This window comes from Kitasatospora sp. NPDC127116 (assembly GCF_042677365.1).
GTDB lineage: Bacteria > Actinomycetota > Actinomycetes > Streptomycetales > Streptomycetaceae > Kitasatospora > Kitasatospora lactacystinica.
The window spans coordinates 3,694-21,613 of record NZ_JBHXTL010000148.1 but is presented as its reverse complement, the minus strand read 5'-3'; the positions used below and the strand labels follow the sequence as shown (position 1 = coordinate 21,613).

At 72.2% G+C, this 17,920-nt stretch carries 19 protein-coding genes and 3 tRNA genes; 3 read left to right on the top strand and 19 right to left on the bottom strand.

Going from position 1 to position 17,920, the window contains the following annotated elements:
* Positions 1 to 195: 195 nt before the first annotated feature.
* From rplL to ACFVHV_RS37535, 11 genes are all read right to left on the bottom strand, one after another.
* The gene (gene rplL, locus ACFVHV_RS37585; protein WP_359823749.1) at positions 196 to 579 is read right to left on the bottom strand and encodes a 50S ribosomal protein L7/L12; all 384 of its coding nucleotides are present in this window, start codon (positions 577 to 579) and stop codon (positions 196 to 198) included.
* Positions 580 to 670: 91 nt separating this feature from the next.
* Positions 671 to 1,234 (bottom strand): 50S ribosomal protein L10, encoded by a 564-nt coding sequence (gene rplJ, locus ACFVHV_RS37580; protein WP_045693068.1) that lies wholly within the window; start codon positions 1,232 to 1,234, stop codon positions 671 to 673.
* Positions 1,235 to 1,605: 371 nt separating this feature from the next.
* On the bottom strand, positions 1,606 to 2,484 hold the full coding sequence (locus ACFVHV_RS37575; protein ID WP_359897541.1) for a hypothetical protein: 879 nt from the start codon (positions 2,482 to 2,484) through the stop codon (positions 1,606 to 1,608).
* 185 nt (positions 2,485 to 2,669) lie between these two features.
* Positions 2,670 to 3,581, bottom strand: a complete 912-nt coding sequence (locus ACFVHV_RS37570) for a hypothetical protein (protein ID WP_359897542.1) — start codon at positions 3,579 to 3,581, stop codon at positions 2,670 to 2,672.
* Positions 3,582 to 3,670: 89 nt separating this feature from the next.
* Positions 3,671 to 4,549, bottom strand: coding sequence for a hypothetical protein (locus ACFVHV_RS37565; RefSeq protein WP_380357521.1), 879 nt, complete (start codon positions 4,547 to 4,549; stop codon positions 3,671 to 3,673).
* A gap of 123 nt (positions 4,550 to 4,672) precedes the next feature.
* On the bottom strand, positions 4,673 to 5,452 hold the full coding sequence (locus tag ACFVHV_RS37560) for a hypothetical protein (protein WP_359897544.1): 780 nt from the start codon (positions 5,450 to 5,452) through the stop codon (positions 4,673 to 4,675).
* Positions 5,453 to 5,665: 213 nt separating this feature from the next.
* Complete coding sequence (gene rplA, locus ACFVHV_RS37555) at positions 5,666 to 6,388, bottom strand: 50S ribosomal protein L1 (RefSeq protein WP_196951777.1); 723 nt, start codon at positions 6,386 to 6,388, stop codon at positions 5,666 to 5,668.
* Positions 6,389 to 6,491: 103 nt separating this feature from the next.
* The gene (gene rplK / locus ACFVHV_RS37550) at positions 6,492 to 6,926 is read right to left on the bottom strand and encodes a 50S ribosomal protein L11 (RefSeq protein ID WP_359897545.1); all 435 of its coding nucleotides are present in this window, start codon (positions 6,924 to 6,926) and stop codon (positions 6,492 to 6,494) included.
* Positions 6,927 to 7,091: 165 nt separating this feature from the next.
* Positions 7,092 to 7,973 carry a transcription termination/antitermination protein NusG gene (gene nusG / locus ACFVHV_RS37545; RefSeq protein WP_380357517.1) on the bottom strand — a complete coding sequence of 294 codons (882 nt, stop codon included), beginning with the start codon at positions 7,971 to 7,973 and terminating at the stop codon, positions 7,092 to 7,094.
* 209 nt (positions 7,974 to 8,182) lie between these two features.
* Positions 8,183 to 8,506: a preprotein translocase subunit SecE gene (gene secE / locus ACFVHV_RS37540; protein WP_359897547.1), complete on the bottom strand. Its 324-nt coding sequence runs from the start codon at positions 8,504 to 8,506 to the stop codon at positions 8,183 to 8,185.
* A 147-nt stretch (positions 8,507 to 8,653) separates the two neighbouring features.
* Positions 8,654 to 8,726, bottom strand: a tRNA-Trp gene (locus ACFVHV_RS37535).
* A gap of 284 nt (positions 8,727 to 9,010) precedes the next feature.
* On the opposite strand from ACFVHV_RS37535, the gene ACFVHV_RS37530 reads away from it, so the two are divergent.
* Both ACFVHV_RS37530 and ACFVHV_RS37525 read left to right on the top strand, forming a co-directional pair.
* Complete coding sequence (locus tag ACFVHV_RS37530) at positions 9,011 to 10,258, top strand: pyridoxal phosphate-dependent aminotransferase (protein ID WP_359897548.1); 1,248 nt, start codon at positions 9,011 to 9,013, stop codon at positions 10,256 to 10,258.
* Positions 10,259 to 10,384: 126 nt separating this feature from the next.
* Positions 10,385 to 11,449 (top strand): adenosine deaminase, encoded by a 1,065-nt coding sequence (locus ACFVHV_RS37525; protein ID WP_359897549.1) that lies wholly within the window; start codon positions 10,385 to 10,387, stop codon positions 11,447 to 11,449.
* A gap of 12 nt (positions 11,450 to 11,461) precedes the next feature.
* On the opposite strand, the gene ACFVHV_RS37520 is transcribed toward ACFVHV_RS37525, so the two are convergent.
* The 8 genes from ACFVHV_RS37520 to ACFVHV_RS37485 all read right to left on the bottom strand — a co-directional run bounded on the left by ACFVHV_RS37520 (position 11,462) and on the right by ACFVHV_RS37485 (position 16,278).
* Complete coding sequence (locus ACFVHV_RS37520; RefSeq protein ID WP_380357524.1) at positions 11,462 to 12,544, bottom strand: UDP-N-acetylmuramate dehydrogenase; 1,083 nt, start codon at positions 12,542 to 12,544, stop codon at positions 11,462 to 11,464.
* Between the two features lie 68 nt (positions 12,545 to 12,612).
* The gene (locus ACFVHV_RS37515) at positions 12,613 to 14,043 is read right to left on the bottom strand and encodes an MFS transporter (protein ID WP_359897550.1); all 1,431 of its coding nucleotides are present in this window, start codon (positions 14,041 to 14,043) and stop codon (positions 12,613 to 12,615) included.
* 106 nt (positions 14,044 to 14,149) lie between these two features.
* Entirely contained in the window at positions 14,150 to 14,731 is a 582-nt protein-coding gene (locus tag ACFVHV_RS37510) for a TetR/AcrR family transcriptional regulator (RefSeq protein WP_359897551.1), read from the bottom strand.
* A gap of 107 nt (positions 14,732 to 14,838) precedes the next feature.
* Positions 14,839 to 15,261 (bottom strand): MaoC family dehydratase, encoded by a 423-nt coding sequence (locus ACFVHV_RS37505; RefSeq protein ID WP_359897552.1) that lies wholly within the window; start codon positions 15,259 to 15,261, stop codon positions 14,839 to 14,841.
* A 5-nt stretch (positions 15,262 to 15,266) separates the two neighbouring features.
* The gene (locus ACFVHV_RS37500; protein ID WP_359897553.1) at positions 15,267 to 15,725 is read right to left on the bottom strand and encodes a MaoC family dehydratase N-terminal domain-containing protein; all 459 of its coding nucleotides are present in this window, start codon (positions 15,723 to 15,725) and stop codon (positions 15,267 to 15,269) included.
* Between the two features lie 117 nt (positions 15,726 to 15,842).
* Positions 15,843 to 16,007 (bottom strand): 50S ribosomal protein L33, encoded by a 165-nt coding sequence (gene rpmG / locus ACFVHV_RS37495; RefSeq protein WP_006604855.1) that lies wholly within the window; start codon positions 16,005 to 16,007, stop codon positions 15,843 to 15,845.
* Between the two features lie 83 nt (positions 16,008 to 16,090).
* Positions 16,091 to 16,163: transfer RNA gene (locus ACFVHV_RS37490), tRNA-Met, on the bottom strand.
* A gap of 42 nt (positions 16,164 to 16,205) precedes the next feature.
* Positions 16,206 to 16,278: transfer RNA gene (locus tag ACFVHV_RS37485), tRNA-Thr, on the bottom strand.
* A gap of 278 nt (positions 16,279 to 16,556) precedes the next feature.
* Here ACFVHV_RS37485 and ACFVHV_RS37480 point away from each other — a divergent pair.
* Positions 16,557 to 17,825, top strand: a complete 1,269-nt coding sequence (locus tag ACFVHV_RS37480) for a hydrolase (protein WP_359897554.1) — start codon at positions 16,557 to 16,559, stop codon at positions 17,823 to 17,825.
* The last annotated feature ends 95 nt before the right edge of the window (positions 17,826 to 17,920 follow it).

Genomic DNA, 17,920 nt, shown 5'->3' with positions numbered 1-17,920 from the left:
CGCCGGCGGGGGGGCGCGCCCGGTTTGGGTGGCCGGCCCCCACCCCCCGCCCCCCCCCCCCCCCGCCCCGCCGCGCCGGCCCGCGCCGGCGGCCCCGGCGGGGCCCGGGCCCGGCCCGGAAACGCGAAAAAGCCGGGCCGACCACCCGCAAGGGTGATCGGCCCGGCCCTACGCCCCCTCAGAGGGGGCGCGAGATCACTTGACGGTGACCTTGGCGCCGGCGCCCTCGAGGGCAGCCTTGGCCTTCTCGGCAACGTCCTTGGCAACCTTCTCCAGGACCTTGGCACCAGCGGTGTCAACGAGGTCCTTGGCCTCCTTCAGGCCGAGGGAGGTCAGGGTGCGCACCTCCTTGATGACCTGGATCTTCTTGTCGCCAGCGGCCTCGAGGATGACGTCGAACTCGTCCTGCTCCTCAGCGGCCTCGGCGGCCGGGCCGGCAACGCCGGCGGCGGCAACGGCGACCGGCGCGGCGGCGGTGACGTCGAACTTCTCCTCGAAGGCCTTCACGAAGGCGGCCAGCTCGATGAGGGTGAGCTCCTCGAACTGCGCGAGCAGCTCGTCCTGGGACAGCTTCGCCATGATGGCGTCCTTCCACTAAATCGGCAGGTTGGTGCCGGATGTACGGGTGGGGCGGGCGTACGGGCCCGCAGCGAGGCGTGAGCCTGCCGAATTACTCGGCGGCGGCGTCCTCGGCGGCGGGAGCCGGCGTACCGGCACCGCCCTGCTCGACCTTGTCGCGCAGCGCGTCCACAGTGCGGACGAGCTTCGACGGCAGGGCCTGGAAGAGCGCGGCAGCCTGGGACTGCTTGGCCTTCAGGGCACCCGCCAGCTTGGCGAGCAGCACCTCGCGGGACTCGAGGTCCGCGAGCTTCTTGATCTCATCGGCGGACAGCGCCTTACCGTCAAGGACACCGCCCTTGATGATGAGAGCGGGGTTCTCCTTGGCGAAGTCACGCAGAGCCTTCGCCGACTCCACCGGGTCACCGGTGACGAAGGCGACAGCCGTCGGACCGTTGAACAGGTCGTCGAGCTCCGTGATCCCGACCTCATTGGCCGCGATCTTGGTCAGCGTGTTCTTCACCACGGCGTACTCGGCGTTGTCGCCGAGCGAGCGACGCAGGGTCTTGACCTGCTTCACCGAGAGACCGCGGTACTCGGTCAGCAGCGCCGCGGAGGAGCCACGGAACTTGTCCGTGATCTCGGCGACGGCGGCAGCCTTGTCGGGCCTGGCCATAGGCTTACGCCTCCTTCCGTGATGTCGAATTCGGGCCGACCGCGAAAGTCGACCTAGGTCGCCGTGGACCGACCGGACGGAAGGAAAGCCCTTGCAGAAATGCAATGAGCCCCGGTGCGCAGGGGCACGGGGCTCGGAACGACCTCGACGGACCTCCACGCGAACGCGGGACCCGGAAGTCGAAGCTCCAGACGCACCTGCGCGGGCTGCCTGCGACGAAGCGCAGATCCTTCGGTCACCTGCTCCCTGACGGGCGCGGCGACAACCAGCGGTCTTTGGCTTCGGCCAGCGTAGCCGGAGCCCTCCGCGAGGTGCAAATCGCCCCCGGACGGAGCAGGCCCGGGCCGTCCCGGAGCATCCCGGGCGCCCGCTCAGCGGGCCAGCGGGGAGACCGTCCGGACGCCGGTGTCCGCGGTGTCCGCCTCGGCCGGCGCCTGCGCCGAGAGCAGCGCGCCGGCGAGGTCGGTGTAGAGCACCGAGTCGTCCGCCCGCCCGCTGTCCCCGCTGCCGGTGCGCTGGAGCCGGACCAGCTGGTCCTTGTCGTTGAGCCAGAGGTCCAGGGTGAGGGAGATCGAGCCGCCGGGCGCGAGCGCGGCCCGCAGGCCGTCCCGGCGGGACTGGGTCAGCTGGGTCTGGGCGGCGGCGTACTTCTCGGCGGTGGTGGTGACCCGGTAGTGCTCGACGGTGGAGTCCTCGAACTTCTCCTCGCCGACGAAGACCGGGTCCGTCCCCTCGGCGTTGGCCGCGGTCAGCGCCTCGACCGGGTTCAGCAGGTCGATCAGCCCGGCGTACGGGATCTCCTTGTGGCCGTCCGCGTCCGGCGGGACGGTGAAGCGCTCCCAGTGCCGGCCGCCCTGCCGGGCCGCGGTGGCGGCGTCCCCGCCCTGGTAGGCGACGGTGTCCACGACGATCAGCTGCTCGGCCTCGGCCGGGGTGGAGCGCTTGATCTGGAGCGCGGTCTTGGGCTGCCAGAACAGCGGGCCGGATCCGGCGTCCGAACCGAGCCGGTAGCTGACCTTGGCCCGGCGGGCGGTCTGCATGGCCAGCTGGGCGGAGAGCAGCACCCCGTGCGGCGAGCGGTCGGTGGGCTTGGCCTGCGCGCTCGGGGAGGCGGTGGAGAGCGGGGCGCCGACCGGGCTCGGGCTGCCGGGCGTCGCGGCGGGCGCGCCGCCGTCCCCGCCGCACCCGCTCAGCCCGCTCGCCAGCAGGGCGACGGCGGCCACTGCCGCCAACCGCTGCCGTGCCGCCATCGCCCGTTCCCCTCTCGCCCGGCCCCGTCCCGCGGCGGCCCCGTCCCGGCCACCTTGCCACCCGTCCCCGGTCCGCCCGGTGGCGGCCCCCTCCGCCGGGCGGATCCACCGGGTCGGCCCAGCCGGGCCCGGGGCCGGGGAGGCGGGGACCGGCTTCCGGTGCCCCGCCTCCCCGGCCGCGCGGATCAGCTGCCGGCCGCGGCCTTCTGGAGGTCGGCGAGGTCGATGAAGTCCGCCGGGGTGGAGGCGATCACCGGGGTGCCGTAGTCCGAGTAGCTGACGGTGACGTTCAGCGCGCCGGCCTTGGTCTCGGCCACCTCGCTCCGCTTGACCACGAGCTTGTCGGCGTCGACCCAGACGTCGATCTGGTCGGTGGTGATGCCGGCCGTGTCCAGGTTCTGCTTGATCTTGTCGACCTGCGCCTGGGTCATGCCCTGGCCGGTGGCCTTGACCACGTCGGCCGCGCTGAGCACACCGGAGTAGTGGGTGGTGGCCTTGCCGTTCACCGTCTCCTGGCCGACCTCGGTGACCTTGCCGCTGGCGATCAGCGTCCGGACGCCCTGCACCGGGTCCGCGCTCTGCAGCTGGTCGGTCGTGCCGCCGGACGCCTTGGCCATGTCGGCCTTGCTGTAGCGCACCCACTTCGGGCTACCGCTCTCCACCAGCTGCCCGCCCAGGCCCATGTACATGGCGTCCTTGGCGTACAGGTAGTGCACCTTCGGCCCGCCGGTCAGCGGCTCCAGGAGCTTGGCCATCGGGGAGCCCGACAGGTCCATCGTGAGGTCGGCCTCCAGGCCGTCGGCCCAGGACACCGCTCCCTGGCCCTTCATGACGACCTCGCCGACCTGGATCACCTCGTCGACCTTCGCCGACTTGGCCGCGCCGGTCTTCTGGGTGACCTGCTCCAGGAAGACCGCCGGGCTGACCTTCTCCGGCTTCGCGGCGGTGGTCGGGGCGGCGGCCGACGGGGTGGCCGAGGTGGCGGCCGTGGTCGGCGCGGCCGGGGCGGCGCTCTTGTCGTTGTTGTTGCACGCGGTCGCGGTCAGCGCCAGGGCGGCGAGGACGACGGCGACGGCGGTCTTGCGGGTTCCAGCCATGATTCCCCCCTTGAGGACCCCCGGGCGCGTGGTGCGCCCGGGGTGGTAGCCGGTTGTTGCGGGTGGGCCCGGTGTCCGGTCCGGCCGGATCAGCCGAGCAGCTTGAGCACGTCGGCCTCGTTGCCGAGGTCGCCGGCGGCCGGCGCCGCGATCGCGGCGGCCTTGCCGAGGTTGGAGTACTTGATCGTGACGGCCTGCTTCTCGCCGTTGGTGTCGCCGTACTCCTTGTACTGGACGAGCTCCTGGTTGGCGTTCAGCCAGAAGTCGATGGTGAGGGTCTTGCCGTCCTCCTCCAGCGTCTTCTGGACGGCCGTGCGCTGGCCCGCCGAGAGCGCCGTCATCCCGGCCACCAGCGCGGCGGTGTCCTGCTCCGCCCGCAGGTGGGTGGTCTGGACGCCGTCCACGGCCTCCTGGCCGATCTTGGAGAGCTTGCCGCTCTGGGCCGCGACGGTGAGCAGGACGACCGGGTTCGTCATCTGGCCGACCGCCCGGAAGCTGTCGCCCGTCGCGTCGGCGGGCATCTTGACCCAGTGCTTGCCGCCGAGGGCCGGCGCGACGTCGTCGCCGCCGCCGAGGTAGGCGTCCGTTCCGAGCACCCGGATCCGGAGCTTCTTGCCCTCGATGTCGCTGGCCAGGTCCACGGCCGCCTTGGCCGGGTCCTTCCAGTCCGCGTCGCCGGTGCCGGCGGGGTCGGTGGGATCGGCCGGGATCATGGTGACCTTGCCGTTGCCGGCCTTCTGCATCACCACGGCGGACGCGGCCAGCGCGGCCTTCGGGTCCGCGGCCAGGGCCGCCGCGAGCGGGTCGGCGCCCTTGGCGTCGGCGCTCTTGGTGTCACCGGGCTTGGCCTCACCGGTCTTGGTGCCGCCCTTGGCGTCGCCGCTCTTGGCGTCACTGCCGCAGGCGGTCGCGGCACCGAGCAGGACGGCCGTCGTCGCGACGGCCGAGGCGAGGCGCAGAGCGCGCATGAAGGTACCCCCGTGAGATCCAGATCCCCATGGAAGAACCGATCGTCAGCTCTTCTCATGTTCTTTTCATGCGGACTCTAACGGATCGTCGATGTCCCCACGCACCGGATATCCGCCTCCCCGTCACCCGCCCGCGGCGGGCGTCGCGTCCGCCGCCCCGGGAGCCGAGACATCGGTCGTCGTCACCGTGGTTCCCGCGTCCCCCCGGACCGTCTCGCGCAGCCGCAGCAGCTGCATGCCGGGCCCGACCCAGATGTCGTAGCCGATCGCCGTCACCCCGTGCTGCCGGTACCAGTCCAGTGTGGCGGCGCGCCGTCGCGGGCTCAACTCGTCGTCCTTGCCGAACAGTTCGGCCACCGGCGCGGAGCCCTGGTAGTGCGCCACGGTCACCCCGGCCAGCTGCTCGCCGCCGAGCGAGGTGAGCTTGACGCCCTGGGCGACCTCGTACGCCCGGCCGCCCGGGCTGGAGATCAGAGCCGTCGTCCAGCCGCCCGCGAAGCCCTCCGGGTCGGGGCCCGCCCCGGGGTCGACCGACTCGGCGGTGCTCCGCTCCGCGTGCCTCGCCGCGCCGTCCTGGTAGACGAGGTCGAGGGCGCCGTCCTTCACGGTCAGCCGGCCGCTGCCGCGTTCGTCGGTGACGGTCAGTCGGGCCTCGTCCGAGGCGCCCCAGACCAGGGAGCCGCTCGCGGTGCGCCGGCCGCCCGGGCCCTCCCGCACCACGTCGATCCGGGCGCTGCCGGCGTCGTCCAGCGCCTGCGCGGCGGTGAGCACCACCTGCTTGGGCGGCACCGGCGCGGGGCCCCCGGGGGTGCCGGTGGTCGGAGCGGCCAGCAGGCTGCACCCGGTGGTGGTGGCGAGCAGCAGGGCCGCTGCGAGAACGGTGGGGCGAGGGGCGGGCGGCACGGCACACTCCGGCGGTCACAGGTGCTCCACGTGGTCTGACCGGCAGAGCGTACGACGGTTCGGCCCGCCGTTCCCATCCGCCCTTGTCCCGGTCCGGCTGCCCGCCCGGCCCTGCGGCCCGCACCGGCCCCGCACCCGGGAACGACGGCGGGCCCGCACCCCCGGTGAAGGGGGTGCGGGCCCGCCGTACGGACTGCTCTAGAGCGCTGAGGCTCAGACCGCGGCCGGGTCCTCCTCGACGAGGAGGTTGCGGGTGCGGTTCGGGTCCACCTGGATGCCGGGGCCCATGGTGGTCGAGATCGCGGTCTTCTTGATGTAGCGGCCCTTGGCGGCGGACGGCTTGGCGCGGAGCACCTCGTCCAGCGCGGCGGCGTAGTTCTCGACCAGCTGCTCGTCGGTGAAGGAGGCCTTACCGATGATGAAGTGCAGGTTCGAGTGCTTGTCGACGCGGAACTCGATCTTGCCGCCCTTGATCTCGTTGACCGCCTTGGCGACGTCCGGAGTCACGGTGCCGGTCTTCGGGTTCGGCATCAGGCCACGGGGACCGAGCACGCGGCCGAGGCGGCCGACCTTGCCCATGAGGTCCGGGGTGGCGACGACGGCGTCGAAGTCGAGGCGGCCCTTGGCGACCTCGTCGATGAGCTCGTCGGAGCCGACGATGTCGGCACCCGCAGCACGCGCGGCCTCGGCACGCTCGCCGGTCGCGAAGACCAGGACCCGAGCGGTCTTACCGGTGCCGTGCGGGAGGATCACGGTGCTGCGGACCATCTGGTCGGCCTTGCGCGGGTCGACACCCAGACGCATGGCGACCTCGACGGTGCCGTCGAACTTGGTGGTGCTGGTCGCCTTGGCGAGGCGGACGGCCTCGAGGGGGGCGTAAAGGCGCTCGCGGTCGACCTGGGCGTCCGCGGCCTTCAGGGCCTTGCTGCGCTTCATAGCTGCTCCTGAATGGTGAATGGAGGTGTGGTGTCACGGGCCTGCGCGGGCCCTACCACAAGAACCGGCTGAATCAACTTTCCCCTGGCGGGAAGGGAGATTCTCAGCCCTCGACGGTGATGCCCATCGACCGGGCGGTGCCGGCGATGATCTTCTCCGCGGCGTCCAGGTCGTTGGCGTTCAGGTCGGGCATCTTGGTGGTGGCGATCTCACGGACCTGGGCGCTGGTGAGCTTGGCGACCTTGGTCTTGTGCGGCTCGCTGGAGCCCTTGTCCACACCGGCGGCCTTCAGGATGAGGCGCGCGGCCGGCGGCGTCTTCGTGATGAAGGTGAAGGAACGGTCCTCGTAGACCGTGATCTCCACCGGCACGATCATGCCGCGCTGCGACTCGGTCGCAGCGTTGTAGGCCTTGCAGAACTCCATGATGTTGACGCCGTGCTGACCCAGCGCGGGGCCGACCGGCGGCGCCGGGTTGGCCGCACCGGCGTTGATCTGGAGCTTGATAAGCCCCGTGATCTTCTTCTTCTTGGGAGGCATGTCTCTCCGGGTCCTTCCGAGAGGTGATTGCTGGTGCGTGCGGAACCGGGGCGACACCCGGCCGCCAGCACACACATCGGACCAGGCTAACGCGTCGGCGCCGCTGGACCAAAACGGATTCGGGGCAGGGCCCTCGGCCCCGCCCCGAATCCGAAGACCGTGGGACTAGTTCTTCTGGATCTGGTCGAAGGAGAGCTCGACCGGGGTCTCCCGGCCGAAGATCTCGACCAGGCCCTTGACCTTCTTCGAGTCCGGGTTGATCTCGTTGATGGTCGCCTGGAGGGTCGCGAACGGACCGTCGGTGACGGTGACCGAGTCGCCGACCTCGAAGTCCAGCACCTGGATCTCGCTCGGCTTGATCGGCGACGGCTTGCCCGCCTCCTTGGCGGCCTGGCGCTCGACGTCGGGGGCGAGCATCTTGACGACCTCGTCCAGGGTCAGCGGGTACGGGTCGTAGGCGTTGCCGACGAAGCCGGTGACACCCGGGGTGTTGCGCACGACGCCCCAGGACTCCGGGGTGAGGTCCATGCGCACCAGGACGTAGCCGGGGAGCTTGTTCTGGCGGATGGTCTTGCGGTCGCCGTTCTTGATCTGGACGACCTCCTCCTGCGGCACCTCGGCCTGGAAGATGTACTCCTCGACGTTCAGCGAGACGGCGCGCTGCTCCAGGTTCTGCTTCACCCGGTTCTCGTAGCCGGCGTAGGTGTGGATCACGTACCACTCGCCCGGCATGAAGCGCAGGTCCTCGCGGAACTTGGCGACCGGGTCGACCTCGTCGGCCGGCTCCTCCTCGACGGTCTCCTCGGCGGCGAGCTCGGCGTCGAGTTCGGCCTCGCCCTCCACGTGCAGCGCGGCCTCCTCGGCGGGCTCGCCGGCCTCGGCCTCGTCGTACGCCTCGACCTCGTCCTCGTCGCTGTCCGCGGCGTCCACGATCTGCTCGGCGGACTCGACGTCGTCAGCCAGCTCGGTCGCGTCCGGCGCGGCGGCGACATCCGCATCCGCCTCGCGGACGGTCTCGTCGGCGTCGTACAGGGGGGACTCAGACACGGTGGCGGCTTCTTTCCTGGAGATGGTGAAGGTGGCGCGCTCCTCGACCGGTCCGGCGTACGGCCGCTCGCGCGGGCGCCAGGCGAGGTCTCGGAGACTTCAACAGTACCGAGTCCACGGTAACCGCGCGTACGTCCGGCACCGACAGCTCGACCCGGGCCGAGGATTCGGCCCGGGTCGGGAAGCTGTTCGAAAGGTGAGGCGGCCGGTCAGCCGAAGACCAGGAGGCTCAGCTTGGAGAAGCCGTAGTCCAGGCCGGCCACGAAGGCCATCACGACCACGACGAAGGTGACCACGACGGCGGTGTAGCTGGTGAGCTCGCCGCGGGTGGGCCAGACGACCTTGCGCAGCTCGGCGATGATCTGGCGGTAGAACAGACCCATCCTGGCGAACAGGCCCTTCTTGGCCCGCTTGCCGGACTTCTTCTGCTTGCCGGACTTGTTCTCGCCCTCGGCCGTGTTCTCGGCGACGCCATCGGCACCCTCGGGGTTGCCGCTCTCAGGCGTTGCGGTGGAGCCCGTGGTCTCCGTCACTCGTCCTCACCTGAATCCGGGTCCTGCCGAGCTTCGCCGCGCTCCCGGTGGGGCACGGCCAGTCGGCTAGCGGTGCTGATCGGTGCCATCTCCGCATCAAGCCCGCTCACTCCTGTGGAGCGAACGGGCTGAAAACGGATCTAGCAGCAGGGCAAGAGGGACTCGAACCCCCAACCGCCGGTTTTGGAGACCGGTGCTCTACCAATTGAGCTATTGCCCTACGGTGCCTCGCGGCTCCGGTGGCGACCAACCTACCGCATCTCCCCCCGCTGTCTGTACAGGCGGTGAAAGCTCCGGTTTTTCTCGGCGGGCCGTCGAGCAGCGAGTGTACGTGGTCGAGGGGTGTTTGGTCGAACCTCTTCTTCCGGACCGGCCGGTCACCCGGCGGATGTCCGGTCCGGCGGGGTGCCCGCCGACGGATCGCCGGGGCCGCGATTCGGACGGGAACGTACGGATGCCGATACCCCGATGCCCGGTAGGTCCGGGTTCTGCGACGATGCAGGCATGAGTGCTTCCACCCCTCAGCCCGACCAGTCCATCCGCCCCGCCGACCGCCGGGTCTCCGCCCGGATCGGTGCGATCGCCGAGTCCGCGACCCTCGCCGTGGACGCCAAGGCCAAGGCCCTCAAGGCCGCCGGCCGCCCGGTCATCGGCTTCGGCGCCGGTGAGCCCGACTTCCCCACCCCGGACTACATCGTCGAGGCGGCCGTCGAGGCCTGCCGCGACCCGAAGAACCACCGGTACACCCCGGCGGGTGGCCTGCCCGAGCTGAAGACCGCGATCGCCGCCAAGACGCTGCGCGACTCCGGCTACCAGGTGGACGCCTCCCAGGTGCTGGTCACCAACGGTGGCAAGCAGGCGATCTACGAGGCCTTCGCGGCGATCCTGGACCCGGGCGACGAGGTCATCATCCCGGCCCCGTACTGGACCACCTACCCGGAGTCGGTGCAGCTGGCCGGCGGTGTCCCGGTGGAGGTCGTCTCCGACGAGACCACCGGCTACAAGGTCTCGGTCGAGCAGCTGGAGGCCGCGCGCACCGAGAACACCAAGGTCGTGCTGTTCGTCTCGCCCTCCAACCCGACCGGCGCGGTGTACACCGAGGCCGAGGCCGAGGCGATCGGCCGCTGGGCGCTGGAGCACGGCCTGTGGGTGCTCACCGACGAGATCTACGAGCACCTGGTGTACGGCGACGCCACCTTCACCTCGCTGCCGGCCCTGCTGCCCGAGCTGGCCGACAAGTGCGTCGTGGTCAACGGTGTCGCCAAGACCTACGCGATGACCGGCTGGCGGGTGGGCTGGGTGATCGGCCCGAAGGACGTCATCAAGGCCGCGACCAACCTCCAGTCGCACGCCACCTCGAACGTCTCCAACGTCGCCCAGCGCGCCGCCCTGGCCGCCGTGGCCGGCGACCTGGACGCGGTCTCCGAGATGCGCGAGGCCTTCGACCGCCGCCGCAAGACCATCGTGCGGATGCTCAACGAGATCGACGGCGTGTTCTGCCCCGAGCCCGAGGGCGCCTTCTACGCCTACCCGTCGGTGAAGGGCCTGCTGGGCAAGGAGATCCGCGGCAAGCGCCCGCAGACCTCCGGCGAGCTGGCCACCCTGATCCTGGACGAGGCCGAGGTCGCGGTCGTCCCGGGCGAGGCCTTCGGCACCCCCGGCTACCTGCGGCTCTCCTACGCGCTCGGCGACGCCGACCTGGTCGAGGGCGTCAGCCGGGTGCAGAAGCTGCTCGGCGAGGCCCGCGACTGACGCGGTTCGAGCACTGACGTCAATCCGACATACGGGATTCACCCGGCACGCCGCCTCCTTTCACCCCTTCGGGGGATGGAAAGGAGGCGGTTCCCGTTCGGGGGCCGCATACGGCAGTATCGGTGAATGGAACGCCTGTTGAACCCGCGAGACGTCAGGGGCCTCCCGAAGGCCCACCTGCACCTGCACTTCACCGGCTCGATGCGGCCCGCCACCCTCCTGGAGCTGGCCGACAAGCACGGCGTCCGGCTGCCGGAGGCGCTCAGCTCCGGCGAGCCGCCCCGACTGCGGGCCACCGACGAGCGGGGCTGGTTCCGCTTCCAGCGGCTGTACGACACCGCCCGCTCGGTGCTGCGGGACGAGGAGGACATCCGCCGGCTGGTCCTGGAGACCGCCGAGGACGAGCGGCGGGACGGCTCCCGCTGGCTGGAGATCCAGGTCGACCCGACCTCGTACGCGCCCCGGCTGGGCGGGCTGATCCCCGCGCTGGAGCTGATCCTGGACGCCGTGGAGCACGCCGCCGCGGCGACCGGCGTGGGCATCCGGGTCCTGGTCGCGGCCAACCGGATGAAGTCCCCGATGGACGCCCGGACGCTGGCCCGGCTGGCCGTCCGCTACGCCGACCACGGGGTGGTCGGCTTCGGCCTCTCCAACGACGAGCGCCGGGGCCTGGCCCGGGACTTCGACCGGGCCTTCGCGATCGCCCGCAACGGCGGGCTGCTGGCGGCCCCGCACGGCGGCGAGCTCTCCGGCCCGGAGTCCGTCCGGGACTGCCTGGACGACCTGGGCGCCGGCCGGATCGGCCACGGCGTGCGCGCCGCCGAGGACCCGAGGCTGATGGAGCGGCTGGCGGACCGGCAGGTCACCTGCGAGGTCTGCCCCTCCTCCAACGTCTCGCTCGGCGTCTACGAGCACCCCGAGGAGGTCCCGCTGCGCCGGCTCTTCGACGCCGGGGTGCCGCTCGCGCTGGGCGCGGACGACCCGCTGCTGTTCGGCAGCCGGCTGGCCGCCCAGTACGAGCTGGTCCGGGACGTGCTGGGCTTCTCCGACGCCGAACTCGCCGAGCTGGCGCGGCAGTCGGTGCGCGGTTCGGTCGCGCCGGAGGCCGTCCGCAAGGAGCTGCTGGCGGACATCGACGCCTGGCTGGTGGGCGGCCGCGCCCCCGCGGAGCCGGCCGCCGTACCCGCCTGACGAGGCGCCGCCTCAGAGCTCGACGCCCACCATCACCGGCTCGTTGACCAGTTCCACCCCGAAGGCCTCGCGGACCCCGTCCCGGATCTCCCGGGCCAGCGCCAGCAGGTCCTCGGCGGTGGCCGAGCCGCGGTTGGTGAGCGCCAGGGTGTGCTTGGTGGAGAGCGTCGCCTGGCCGCTGCCGTAGCCCTTGCCGAAGCCGGACCGGTCGATCAGCCAGGCCGCCGAGGTCTTGGTGCGGCCCTCCGGGGCCGGGTAGGCGGGGGCGTCCTCGGCGCCCGGGCGGGTGCGGAAGGAGTCGTACTGCGCGGCCGTGAGCACCGGGTTGGTGAAGAAGGAGCCGGCCGACCAGGTGTCGTGGTCCGCCGGGTCCAGCACCATGCCCTTGCCGGCGCGCAGCAGCAGCACCGCGTTCCAGGCGGTGCCGACCGCCACCCGCTCGCCCTGCTCGACGCCCAGGTGCCGGGCGGTCTCGGCGTAGCGGACGGGGGTGGAGAGGCCGCCGTTGTCCTCCAGGCGGAACCTCACCCGCAGCACCACGTAGCGCTCCGGCTCGGCCTTGAAGCGGCTGTGCCGGTAGGAGAACGCGCACTCGGCGTTCGAGAGCACGACCACCTCGTCGGCGGCGCGGTCGTACGCGACCACCTCGGTGACCGACTGCGCGACCTCCTGGCCGTAGGCGCCCACGTTCTGCACCGGGGTGGCACCCGCCGAACCGGGGATGCCGGCCAGGAACTCGATGCCCGCCAGCTCGTGGTCCACGACGGTCCGGCGGACCACCTCGGACCAGGTCTCGCCGGCCGCGACCTCCAGCGCGGTGCCGTCCAGGGCGAAGCCCTCGGTGGCGATCCGCAGCACGGTGCCGGGGAAGCCGGCGTCGCCGATCACCAGGTTGGAGCCGCCGCCGAGGACCAGCAGCGGCTCGCCGGCCGCGTCGGCCTCGCGGACGGCGGCGATCACCTCGTCATCGGTGTGGGCGGTCACCAGGCGGCGGGCCGGGCCGCCGAGCCGGAGCGTGGTCAGCGGGGCGAGGGGGGCGTCGTTTTCTACCAGCACGCCCACCAGCGTACGGGTGGCGGGGGTGCCCCCCGGCACTCCCGCCACCCGTGCTCCCGCCGCCCGTACGCCGGTCGCCCGTACGCCGCTCGCCCGGGGCCGGCGCCTCAGACCCCCGCGGGCACGGCCGGCTCCCCGGCCCGCTCCTCCCGCGCACCCGCCGCCGCGGCCGCGCGCCGCCGGGGGATGAACACCGCGGCGAGCGCGCCGAGCCCGACGGCGGCCCCGCCGACGTACAGCGCGGGCACCAGCCCGTCCGTGAAGGCCTGCGTCGACTGGTAGCCGCCCCGCGCCGAGAACACCGCGGCGAGCACGGCGACCCCGAGCGCCCCGCCGACCTCGCGCAGCGCGTTGTTGGCGCCGGAGGCGATCCCCTGCTCCTGCGGCCGGACGCTGGCCATCACCAGCTGGGCGGTCGGGCCGAAGTACAGCGACATGCCGATCCCGCAGATCACGATGGCCGGGATCTGGGCGGGGTAGTCGAGGCCGGTGCTCCCGTCCGCGACCAGGCCGAACAGCACCAGGCCCACGGCCTGCAGGGCCAGCCCGGCGACCACGATCGGGCGGCCGCCGATCCGGTCGGAGACGATGCCCGCGACCGGGGAGACCAGCAGCGGCATCGCCGTCCACGGCAGCATCCGGATGCCCGACTCCTGCGGGCTGAAGCCGCCGACGCCCTGGAGGTACTGGCTGATCAGGAAGATCGAGCCGAACATCCCCAGGTACATCAGCAGGCTGGCCGCGTTGACGGCGGAGAAGGCCCGGCTGCGGAACAGCCGCATCGGCAGCATCGGATGGGCGGCCACCCGCTGCTCGTACCAGACGAAGGCGGTCAGCAGCAGGACGCCGGCGACCAGGGCGCCGAGGACCAGCGGGCTGGTCCAGCCGTCCGGGTTGCCGCGGATCAGGCCGAGGACGACCCCGAACATCCCCAGGCTGACCAGCAGGGTCCCGGGCACGTCCAGGGCCCGGCCCGCGCCCCGGCTCTCGCCGAGCCGCAGGTAGGCCAGCGGCAGCAGGACGAGGCCGACCGGGACGTTCACCCAGAAGATCCACTGCCAGGAGAAGTGCTCGGTCAGCGAGCCGCCGATCAGCGGCCCGGCGGCGACAGCGAGGCCGCTGACGCCCGACCAGATGCCGAAGGCCACCCCCCGCCTGGCCGCGGGCACGGCGGTGGTGAGCAGGGTCAGGGTGAGCGGCATCATCACCGCGGCCCCGACGCCCTGGACGGCCCGGGCGGCGATCAGGTCGCCGATGCCCGGGGACATCGCCGCCGCGGCGGAGCCTGCGGTGAAGACCGTCAGGCCGACCAGGAAGATCCGTCGGCGGCCGAAGCGGTCGCCGAGCGCGGCACCGAACATCAGCAGCACGGCGAAGCTCAGGGTGTAGGCGCTGACCGTCCATTCGAGGTCGGACAGCCCGCCGCCGAGCTCCTCGCGGATCGACGGCAGTGCGGTGGTGACCACCAGGTTGTCCAGTGCGGCCATGAAACTGGCCGCACTGACGATCACCAGCGTCCAGATCGCGGTTCTGCCCATGGTCGGTTTCTCCGTCATGACGTCCCCCAGTTTCCTCTAGGTAGTTATTGCTCAATAACTTTCGTGGGCCGAAAAAAGGCCGCACGGACACCGCCGCGCGGCCCGGCTACTCGGACTCCTCGGGCTCCTCGGGCTCCTCGCACCCGTCGAAGCCGCTCCACATCCGGTGGTCCGGCGGATAGCCCAGCGCCACCATGGTGTTGATCAGCATCCCGTACGCGAAGAACTGCGTGGCGCCCTTCATGTCGCCGCCGATCCGGATCCTGACCCGGTCGAACAGGTTCTCCCACAGCCGTCGGGCGGTCTCGCCGACCTCCTCCTCGCCGGCCGCCCGGGCCGCGAAGACCGAGACGTAGAGCTGCATCTGCATCATGAGCTGGTCACGGTCCTCGACCAGGCTCATGTACGCGGCGGACATCGCGTCGGCGGCCTCCTCGCCGGACAGCCCGGCCGAGGCCTCGTCGAACACCCGCCAGGTCTCCTCGACGCAGCGCTCGGCAGCCGCGGCGAAGATCGCCTGCTTGCCCGGGAACAGCCGGAACAGGTACGGCTGCGAGACGCCCACCCGGCGGGCGATCGCCTCGGTGGAGGTGCCGTGGTACCCACCCCGGGCGAACTCGATCAGGGCGGCCCGGACGACGCTCTCGCGCCGCTCCTCCGCGCTCATCCGGATGCTCGACTTCGCCATGACTTCCAAGTTAGTGGCCAATCACTATCAAGGCAAGGCCCGCGGGCGCGGCCGGAGATCCCGTGAGTACGGGGCTCCGGCCGCGGCCGCCGTCGCGAGGGGGCGGCTCAGCCGAGCCGGACCACGGCCCGGGACATCCCGAGCACCTTCTGACCGCCCGCGGTGGCCAGCAGGTCGACCTGCACCCTGCGGTCGTCCAGCTTCTTGGCGACCTTGGCCGAGACCTCGACCACCGCGCCGACCCCGTCGTTCGGCACCGGCACCGGGCGGGTGAAGCGCACGCCGTACTCGACCACCGCGGCCGGGTCGCCGACCCAGTCGGTGACCACCCGGATCGCCTCGGCCATGGTGAACATGCCGTGCGCGATGACGTCCGGCAGGCCGACCTCCAGGGCGAACCTCTCGTTCCAGTGGATCGGGTTGAAATCGCCCGAGGCGCCCGCGTACCGCACCAGTGTGTCGCGGGTCACCGGAAAGGACTGCGCCGGCAGCTCGGTACCGACCTCGACCTCGTCGTAGCTGATCGCCATCGTGCTCACTCCCCCGCCTCGTCGGCGGCCCGGGCCACCAGGGTCATGACCGACGTCACAACGTGCTCGCCGGTCGCGTCCGTCACCTCGCCGCGCACGGTGAGCACGTCGTTGCCCGCCAGCGACTTGATGTTGTCGATGGTCACCGCGACCGACAGCCGGTCACCGGCCCGCACCGGGCGGGTGTAGGCGAACTTCTGGTCGCCGTGCACCACCCGGCTGAAGTCCAGGCCCAGCTCCGGGTCCTCGACCACCTGGCCGGCCGCGCGGTAGGTGATCACGAACGGGAATGTCGGCGGGGCGATCACGTCGGGGTGGCCCAGCGCCTTGGCCGCCTCCGGGTCGGTGTACGCCGGGTTGGCGTCGCCGACCGCGGTCGCGAACTCGCGGATCTTCTCCCGGCCGACCTCGTACGGCTCGGTGGGCGGGTAACTACGCCCGATGAAGGAGGGGTCGAGCGCCATGGCAGCTCCTCGGAACGCGGGTGGATACGAAAAAACTCCGGGCCGCACCCCCTGTAGAGGGATGCGGCCCGGAGTAGAAGACCTGAATTCACACAGGCCCGTCGCCCTGCTTCAGGGTCAGCGGGTCTCGCGGTGCGCGGTGTGCGAGTTGCAGCGGGGGCAGTGCTTCTTCATCTCAAGACGGTCCGGGTCGTTACGCCGGTTCTTCTTGGTGATGTAGTTCCGCTCCTTGCACTCCACGCAGGCCAGCGTGATCTTCGGGCGGACGTCGGTGGCAGCCACGGGAGTGCCTTCCTTGGACAACGAATAAGAACACAACAAGAGTAGCCGACCGGGAGTGCGATCTCCCGACCGACTACGCGGGGTAGCGGTGACCGGACTTGAACCGGTGACACAGCGATTATGAGCCGCTTGCTCTACCAACTGAGCTACACCGCCACAGTGATCCACGGCACAGCCGAGGCTGACCGCTTTTCACCGAGCCCCCATGCGGAATCGAACCGCAGACCTTCTCCTTACCATGGAGACGCTCTACCGACTGAGCTATAGGGGCGAACGAGGAAGAGATTACACGTTTCGCGCCCGGAGGTGAAATCCGTATCCCGCGGCGAAGACCGCAGGTGGGTGAGGGGTACGGGCGGACGATCCAAGGCCGGACGTTCGATCGGGCCGCGAGCGCCGCGGCCCGACCCGATACGACTATTGCCCGCCTCCCGGCGCCCCGCCCCCCGGGCCCATAGGCTCGACGCTCATTGATCGGGAGGACCGCCCGGCGGTACGGGCCGGCGGCCCGGGGCCGACCGCACGGGCCGACGCGAGAAGGAGCCGGCGATGGACAGCGCAGCCGCCGACGGGCCGCACTCCGGACCCGGCCCGGCGGCCAACCCGCTCGGGCACGGCCCGGTCCTGCTCCTCACCGGCGCCCGGCTGGCCGACGGGCGGGTGGTGGACGTCCGGATCAGCGGCGACCGGATCCAGGCGGTCGGCACCGTCGGCAGCCTCGGCCCACTGCCCGCCCTGCCCGGCGCGCCCACCGTCACCACCGGCGCCCGGATCGACCTGCGCGGCTACCTGCTGCTCCCGGCCCCCGCCGAGGCGCACGCCCACTACGACACCGCGTTCTCCGCCGCGCTGGCCGCCCCGCCGCCGGACACCCCGGCCGACCTCACCCGCCGGGTCACCGAGGCCGCGCTGACCTCGCTCGGCTACGGCGCCACCGCCCAGCGCACCCACGTCCGGATCGGCGACGTGCACGGACTGCGCCGGCTGGAGGCGGTGCTCACCGCCCGGCAGGCGCTGCGCGGGCTGGCCGAGCTCCAGGCGGTGGCGATGCCCCGGCTGCTCACCGGGCGGGCCGGCGCGGACGGCCGGGCGCAGCTGCGCGAGGCGCTCAAGCTGGGCGCCACCGCGGCCGGCGGCTGCCCGGACCTGGATCCGGACCCGGCCGGGTACGTGCAGCTGCTGCTGGAGGCCGCCCGGGAGGCGGACTGTCCGGTGGACCTGCACACCGGCGCCGCCGACGCCGCCCAACTCGCCCGGATGGCGGGCGCGTTGGCGCCGCTGCGGCCGCGGGTGACGCTCGGCCCGTGCGGGGCGCTGGCCCGGGGCGGGTCGACGGTGCTGGCGACCAGCGGGATCCGGGTCGTCTGCCTGCCGCAGAACGGCGGCTGCACCGGGCTGGAGGGCCGGACGACGGGCCTGCGGCCGGGCCTGGTAAGGGAGTTGGCCGCCGCCCGGGTGCCGCTGGCGGCGGGCAGCGGGGCGTTGCGCGACCCGTCCAACCCGGTCGGCCGGGCGGATCCGCTGGAGTCGGCGTACCTGCTGTCGGCCGGCGGGGAGCTGGACCCGGCGGCGGCGTACGACGCGGTGGCGAACCAGGCCCGGGCGGCGCTCGGGCTGGCCCCGGTCCGGGTGGACGCCGGGTTCCCGGCGGAGCTGCTGGCGGTGCGCGGGGACAGCCTGGCCGGGGCGCTCGCGGGCGGGCACAGCCGGCTGGTGGTGCACAGCGGCCGGGTGGTCAGCCGGACCAGCGCGGTCCGGGAGTTCGCGGACACGGTGGCGCTGGCGCTGCCCCGGCAGTCCGGGGCCGCGGACGGCTGATCCGGGGGACGGACCCGGCCCCGACGACAGATGGGGGCGGGCGCCGGGTTTGGGGCGCCCGACCCCCACCTGCGGGGCGGCCTGGGGCGGGGGCC